Origin of the sequence: Terrimonas sp. (genome assembly GCF_003075435.1) — a bacterium.
Classification (GTDB): Bacteria; Bacteroidota; Bacteroidia; order Chitinophagales; family Chitinophagaceae; genus Agriterribacter.
The window spans coordinates 1-1,901 of record NZ_QCZJ01000071.1 but is presented as its reverse complement, the minus strand read 5'-3'; the positions used below and the strand labels follow the sequence as shown (position 1 = coordinate 1,901).

Below are 1,901 nucleotides of genomic sequence, written 5' to 3'. Positions count from 1 at the left end.
TACCGCCACATCGCCAAGGTGTGCTGTGAATGGCTAAGTCTAAACAGTTAGTCAATGCTGTATAAAAGATGATGGAAGCCCCATCGGTGTCGGCTTTCAAGAGCAGGCATCAAACCGCTTCCCGATGCCTGGATGGCAACAAACAGGTGTTAAACGGTAGGAAGAAAAGGCTATCAATAAATAGTCAGGTACGAATTAAGGAGACAAACGAAAGTGAACCTGTGAAGAAGTTGTGTGAGTGTGGCTACATTTTGTCAAAAGCTTGTATTCTTGGCTACAAGTGAAAAGCTGTAACGGGAGCTTGAATATTGGTTACAGGGCAAACGCAACTGAGCAGGTGTGAACTTAATTCAGGCTTTTATACGGAACTCAGGAAGTCCTTACAAAATGTAAAGAAAACAGCACAAGCGGGCAATACCCGCAAGGCTTACAGTATCGAAGTTTGTAAGGATGACGGATGCTGTAGTAGTAGCGATGAAGTGTTTGTAATGGACATGGAGCGAAGGACGGCAGACATACAGTTTTTGAATAAGTAAACAACTTAGTAAAATTAAGGATGACTGAATTATTCGAAACCAAATCAAAACCTGTTCCGATAACCAAAGACATGGTAAGGGAAGCGTACCGCAAGGTCAGGAGCAACAAAGGGAGTGCAGGAGTAGATGAAGTTTCATTGCAAACATTCGATGAAAATGTATCCAAAAACCTGTACAGGCTTTGGAACAGAATGGCAAGCGGCAGTTATTTCCCAATGCCCGTCAAAGAAGTTATCATTCCCAAAAGCACGGGAGGAGAACGCAAACTGGGCATTCCAGGCATCAGCGACAGAATAGCCCAGGAAGTAGTAAAAACCTACCTCGAACCCCGTTTGGAAGCAGTATTTCTGCCACAATCGTATGGCTATCGCCCCCATAGGAACGCACATCAGGCTTTAGAGCAAGTACGGGAAAACGTACGGCACTATGCCTGGGTAATAGACATGGACATTAAGAGCTTCTTTGACGAAGTCAATCATGAGTTACTGATGAAAGCCATAGACAAACATGTGCCGGAAAAGTGGGTGAAAATGTACATACGCAGATGGTTGGAAGCACCTGTACAAACCAAAGACGGACTTGTTTTCAAAAAAGGGCAAGGCACACCACAAGGCGGTGTTATCAGTCCTTTATTAGCCAATTTATTCTTACATTATGTGCTGGACAAATGGTTAGCGAAGACATTTCCGACAGTAAGATTTGTACGCTACGCAGACGATGTAGTGGTTCATTGCATCAGCGAAAAGCAAAGTCATTACGTTTTAGAGGGTATTAGACTAAGGTTGCAGGAGTGCAAACTGCGATTAAGCGAAGAGAAGACAAAAATTACCTATTGCCAGGACTATCGGCGGCAGGGGCGAAAAGATTATCCAAAGAAATTTGACTTTCTTGGACACACTTTCAAGCCTATGTCGAAGAAAAGCAATAGAAATAATGGTGTTTTTCTCGGCTATGATTGCCAGATGAGCATGAAGTCCCGGACACGTATTATCTCGGAGTGGAAACAAATGAATTTTCAACGGGAAAGTACATGGACTATGCAGGACTTAGCCACCTTAGTGAACGCTAAGACAAGAGGAATCATAAATTATTTTGGCAAGGTGAAAACCTTTTCGCCAGGAAAATTATTCCGACATTTGGACTACCGGATAGCGAAGTGGGTAAAGAACAAGTTTAAGAGATTACACAGTTACCAAAAGGCTTATGACTGGCTACGAAACATTAAGTCGGGTTATCCAAACATATTTGTCCACTGGTCATTGAGTAAAATCTAAGATTGTATGTCAAGAGCCGTATGAATCGAGAGGTTCACGTACGGTTCTGTGAGAGGCTTAGGCTGAAATGCCTTTGCCTACTTGACCCGTA

1 protein-coding gene is annotated in these 1,901 nt (G+C 43.1%); it reads left to right on the top strand.

Translation table 11 applies throughout. The features are described from left to right. The first annotated feature begins 556 nt into the window (after nt 1-556). Nucleotides 557-1,810 (top strand): group II intron reverse transcriptase/maturase, encoded by a 1,254-nt coding sequence (gene ltrA, locus DC498_RS25875; protein ID WP_116877021.1) that lies wholly within the window; start codon nt 557-559, stop codon nt 1,808-1,810. Nucleotides 1,811-1,901: the final 91 nt, after the last annotated feature.

Coding starts and splice junctions, on each gene's coding strand:
- ltrA (WP_116877021.1), top strand. CDS start 557: ATGACTGAATTATTCGAAACCAAATCAAAACCTGTTCCGATAACCAAA.